The sequence below is a fragment of the Pseudomonas spelaei genome, assembly GCF_009724245.1.
Taxonomy (GTDB): domain Bacteria; phylum Pseudomonadota; class Gammaproteobacteria; order Pseudomonadales; family Pseudomonadaceae; genus Aquipseudomonas; species Aquipseudomonas spelaei.
Genome location: NZ_WNNK01000057.1, coordinates 1 through 5,646 on the forward strand (window position 1 = coordinate 1; position 5,646 = coordinate 5,646).

Here is a 5,646-nt window from a genome sequence, read left to right on the forward strand (position 1 = left end):
TTTAATCTTGACGATGACCTACTCTCACATGGGGAAACCCCACACTACCATCGGCGATGCATCGTTTCACTACTGAGTTCGGGATGGGATCAGGTGGTTCCAATGCTCTATGGTCGTCAAGAAATTCGGGTACTGAGTCGTGACCTGTTGGCCTCGCTTCAGCAAATTGGGTACGTGATAGCTTTCGGTGTTTTGTGAGCGTCGAACTTTCGGTTCATTGCGTCTTCACACACCGCAATCTGATGCTCTTTCGAGTAGTCAAATTGCTTGGGTGTTATATGGTCAAGCCTCACGGGCAATTAGTATTGGTTAGCTCAACGCCTCACAGCGCTTACACACCCAACCTATCAACGTCGTAGTCTTCGACGGCCCTTCAGGGGACTCAAGGTCCCAGTGAGATCTCATCTTGAGGCTAGTTTCCCGCTTAGATGCTTTCAGCGGTTATCTATTCCGAACATAGCTACCCGGCAATGCCACTGGCGTGACAACCGGAACACCAGAGGTTCGTCCACTCCGGTCCTCTCGTACTAGGAGCAGCCCCTCTCAAATCTCAAACGTCCACGGCAGATAGGGACCGAACTGTCTCACGACGTTCTAAACCCAGCTCGCGTACCACTTTAAATGGCGAACAGCCATACCCTTGGGACCGGCTTCAGCCCCAGGATGTGATGAGCCGACATCGAGGTGCCAAACACCGCCGTCGATATGAACTCTTGGGCGGTATCAGCCTGTTATCCCCGGAGTACCTTTTATCCGTTGAGCGATGGCCCTTCCATACAGAACCACCGGATCACTAAGACCTACTTTCGTACCTGCTCGACGTGTCTGTCTCGCAGTCAAGCGCGCTTTTGCCTTTATACTCTACGACCGATTTCCGACCGGTCTGAGCGCACCTTCGTACTCCTCCGTTACTCTTTAGGAGGAGACCGCCCCAGTCAAACTACCCACCATACACTGTCCTCGATCCGGATAACGGACCTGAGTTAGAACCTCAAAGTTGCCAGGGTGGTATTTCAAGGTTGGCTCCACGCGAACTGGCGTCCACGCTTCAAAGCCTCCCACCTATCCTACACAAGCAAATTCAAAGTCCAGTGCAAAGCTATAGTAAAGGTTCACGGGGTCTTTCCGTCTAGCCGCGGATACACTGCATCTTCACAGCGATTTCAATTTCACTGAGTCTCGGGTGGAGACAGCGCCGCCATCGTTACGCCATTCGTGCAGGTCGGAACTTACCCGACAAGGAATTTCGCTACCTTAGGACCGTTATAGTTACGGCCGCCGTTTACCGGGGCTTCGATCAAGAGCTTCGCGTTAGCTAACCCCATCAATTAACCTTCCGGCACCGGGCAGGCGTCACACCCTATACGTCCACTTTCGTGTTTGCAGAGTGCTGTGTTTTTAATAAACAGTCGCAGCGGCCTGGTATCTTCGACCGGCATGAGCTTACGGAGCAAGTCCTTCACCCTCACCGGCGCACCTTCTCCCGAAGTTACGGTGCCATTTTGCCTAGTTCCTTCACCCGAGTTCTCTCAAGCGCCTTGGTATTCTCTACCCAACCACCTGTGTCGGTTTGGGGTACGGTTCCTGGTTACCTGAAGCTTAGAAGCTTTTCTTGGAAGCATGGCATCAACCACTTCGTTACCTAAAAGGTAACTCGTCATCAGCTCTCGGCCTTAGAATCCCGGATTTACCTAAGATTCCAGCCTACCACCTTAAACTTGGACAACCAACGCCAAGCTGGCCTAGCCTTCTCCGTCCCTCCATCGCAATAACCAGAAGTACAGGAATATTAACCTGTTTTCCATCGACTACGCTTTTCAGCCTCGCCTTAGGGACCGACTAACCCTGCGTCGATTAACGTTGCGCAGGAAACCTTGGTCTTTCGGCGTGGGTGTTTTTCACACCCATTGTCGTTACTCATGTCAGCATTCGCACTTCTGATACCTCCAGCAAGCTTCTCAACTCACCTTCACAGGCTTACAGAACGCTCCTCTACCGCATCACTTACGTGATACCCGTAGCTTCGGTGTATGGTTTGAGCCCCGTTACATCTTCCGCGCAGGCCGACTCGACTAGTGAGCTATTACGCTTTCTTTAAAGGGTGGCTGCTTCTAAGCCAACCTCCTAGCTGTCTAAGCCTTCCCACATCGTTTCCCACTTAACCATAACTTTGGGACCTTAGCTGACGGTCTGGGTTGTTTCCCTTTTCACGACGGACGTTAGCACCCGCCGTGTGTCTCCCATGCTCGGCACTTGTAGGTATTCGGAGTTTGCATCGGTTTGGTAAGTCGGGATGACCCCCTAGCCGAAACAGTGCTCTACCCCCTACAGTGATACATGAGGCGCTACCTAAATAGCTTTCGAGGAGAACCAGCTATCTCCGAGCTTGATTAGCCTTTCACTCCGATCCACAGGTCATCCGCTAACTTTTCAACGGTAGTCGGTTCGGTCCTCCAGTTAGTGTTACCCAACCTTCAACCTGCCCATGGATAGATCGCCCGGTTTCGGGTCTATTCCCAGCGACTAGACGCCCTATTAAGACTCGCTTTCGCTACGCCTCCCCTATTCGGTTAAGCTCGCCACTGAAAATAAGTCGCTGACCCATTATACAAAAGGTACGCAGTCACCCAACAAAGTGGGCTCCCACTGCTTGTACGCATACGGTTTCAGGATCTATTTCACTCCCCTCTCCGGGGTTCTTTTCGCCTTTCCCTCACGGTACTAGTTCACTATCGGTCAGTCAGTAGTATTTAGCCTTGGAGGATGGTCCCCCCATATTCAGACAAAGTTTCTCGTGCTCCGTCCTACTCGATTTCATGACTAAGAGATTTTCGCGTACAGGGCTATCACCCACTATGGCCGCACTTTCCAGAGCGTTCCGCTAATCTCAAAGCCACTTAAGGGCTAGTCCCCGTTCGCTCGCCACTACTAAGGGAATCTCGGTTGATTTCTTTTCCTCAGGGTACTTAGATGTTTCAGTTCCCCTGGTTCGCCTCTTACGCCTATGTATTCAGCGTAAGATAACCATCTTATGATGGCTGGGTTCCCCCATTCAGACATCTCCGGATCAAAGTCTGTTTGCCGACTCCCCGAAGCTTTTCGCAGGCTACCACGTCTTTCATCGCCTCTGACTGCCAAGGCATCCACCGTATGCGCTTCTTCACTTGACCATATAACCCCAAGCAATCTGGTTATACTGTGAAGACAACATTCGCCGAAAATTCGATCATACTCAATTAAGAGCAACTCACAAACTTTACCTTAGCCTGAATAAACACCAGTGAAAGTGTTATCCAGTCTATCTTTCTATCACATACCCAAATTTTTAAAGAACGATCTAATCAAAGACTAGAAATCAACATTCACCATCACTACGATGGAATGCTCATTTCTAAGCTTTCAAGACAGAAGCAGTTAGTGGTGGAGCCAAACGGGATCGAACCGTTGACCTCCTGCGTGCAAGGCAGGCGCTCTCCCAGCTGAGCTATGGCCCCGTATTTCTACAGGCGTTTCCCACACAAAATTGGTGGGTCTGGGCAGATTCGAACTGCCGACCTCACCCTTATCAGGGGTGCGCTCTAACCAACTGAGCTACAGACCCAATTTCGGGCTGCTTCTTTATCGTCTTCTTCAATGAATCAAGCAATTCGTGTGGGAACTTATGGAGCAGCTGATGTCGTCGATTAAGGAGGTGATCCAGCCGCAGGTTCCCCTACGGCTACCTTGTTACGACTTCACCCCAGTCATGAATCACACCGTGGTAACCGTCCTCCCGAAGGTTAGACTAGCTACTTCTGGTGCAACCCACTCCCATGGTGTGACGGGCGGTGTGTACAAGGCCCGGGAACGTATTCACCGCGACATTCTGATTCGCGATTACTAGCGATTCCGACTTCACGCAGTCGAGTTGCAGACTGCGATCCGGACTACGATCGGTTTTATGGGATTAGCTCCACCTCGCGGCTTGGCAACCCTCTGTACCGACCATTGTAGCACGTGTGTAGCCCAGGCCGTAAGGGCCATGATGACTTGACGTCATCCCCACCTTCCTCCGGTTTGTCACCGGCAGTCTCCTTAGAGTGCCCACCATGACGTGCTGGTAACTAAGGACAAGGGTTGCGCTCGTTACGGGACTTAACCCAACATCTCACGACACGAGCTGACGACAGCCATGCAGCACCTGTCTCAATGTTCCCGAAGGCACCAATCTATCTCTAGAAAGTTCATTGGATGTCAAGGCCTGGTAAGGTTCTTCGCGTTGCTTCGAATTAAACCACATGCTCCACCGCTTGTGCGGGCCCCCGTCAATTCATTTGAGTTTTAACCTTGCGGCCGTACTCCCCAGGCGGTCAACTTAATGCGTTAGCTGCGCCACTAAGAGCTCAAGGCTCCCAACGGCTAGTTGACATCGTTTACGGCGTGGACTACCAGGGTATCTAATCCTGTTTGCTCCCCACGCTTTCGCACCTCAGTGTCAGTATCAGTCCAGGTGGTCGCCTTCGCCACTGGTGTTCCTTCCTATATCTACGCATTTCACCGCTACACAGGAAATTCCACCACCCTCTACCATACTCTAGCTCGTCAGTTTTGAATGCAGTTCCCAGGTTGAGCCCGGGGATTTCACATCCAACTTAACGAACCACCTACGCGCGCTTTACGCCCAGTAATTCCGATTAACGCTTGCACCCTCTGTATTACCGCGGCTGCTGGCACAGAGTTAGCCGGTGCTTATTCTGTCGGTAACGTCAAAACAGCAAAGTATTAATTTACTGCCCTTCCTCCCAACTTAAAGTGCTTTACAATCCGAAGACCTTCTTCACACACGCGGCATGGCTGGATCAGGCTTTCGCCCATTGTCCAATATTCCCCACTGCTGCCTCCCGTAGGAGTCTGGACCGTGTCTCAGTTCCAGTGTGACTGATCATCCTCTCAGACCAGTTACGGATCGTAGCCTTGGTGAGCCATTACCTCACCAACTAGCTAATCCGACCTAGGCTCATCTGATAGCGCAAGGCCCGAAGGTCCCCTGCTTTCTCCCGTAGGACGTATGCGGTATTAGCGTCCGTTTCCGAACGTTATCCCCCACTACCAGGCAGATTCCTAGGCATTACTCACCCGTCCGCCGCTCTCAAGAGAAGCAAGCTTCTCTCTACCGCTCGACTTGCATGTGTTAGGCCTGCCGCCAGCGTTCAATCTGAGCCATGATCAAACTCTTCAGTTCAAACATCTTTGGGTTTTTAAGAAACCCTAAACTTGGCTCAGCAATCGTTGGTTACATCTTTGATTTCTCGCGGAGTAACTTGTGATGCTGATAATCTTGTTGACTATCAGTCTGACTCCACAAGCACCCACACGAATTGCTTGATTCAGTTGTTAAAGAGCGGTTGGTTAAGATCTTTCGTCTCAACCGAGGCGCGCATTCTACAGCAGCCTCTGTTGCTGTCAAGCGGTTTTTTTAAGAAGTTTTCAAAGTTTCCTTTGTAACTTCAACCACTTGCGCTTCCGATCTCTCGTTAGCGGGAGGCGAATTCTACAGCGTTACACGCTGCTGTCAACACCTCTTTTTCTCCGCTTTCGACCGAGAAGATCGAACCGTTAATAGAGCCAAACAACACCGCTCTATCAACTCCTTCTGGGCTTCGATGA

The 5,646-nt window shown here is 51.1% G+C and carries 2 tRNA genes and 3 rRNA genes; all 5 read right to left on the reverse strand.

Going from position 1 to position 5,646, the window contains the following annotated elements:
- Nucleotides 1–5 precede the first annotated feature (5 nt).
- Nucleotides 6–121, reverse strand: a 5S ribosomal RNA gene (gene rrf / locus GNF76_RS29120).
- Between the two features lie 157 nt (nt 122–278).
- A 23S ribosomal RNA gene (locus GNF76_RS29125) occupies nt 279–3,170 on the reverse strand.
- A 248-nt stretch (nt 3,171–3,418) separates the two neighbouring features.
- Nucleotides 3,419–3,494, reverse strand: a tRNA-Ala gene (locus tag GNF76_RS29130).
- Between the two features lie 30 nt (nt 3,495–3,524).
- Nucleotides 3,525–3,601: transfer RNA gene (locus GNF76_RS29135), tRNA-Ile, on the reverse strand.
- An 83-nt stretch (nt 3,602–3,684) separates the two neighbouring features.
- A 16S ribosomal RNA gene (locus GNF76_RS29140) occupies nt 3,685–5,221 on the reverse strand.
- The 16S, 23S and 5S rRNA genes sit together here with 2 tRNA genes alongside, the layout of an rRNA operon.
- Nucleotides 5,222–5,646: the final 425 nt, after the last annotated feature.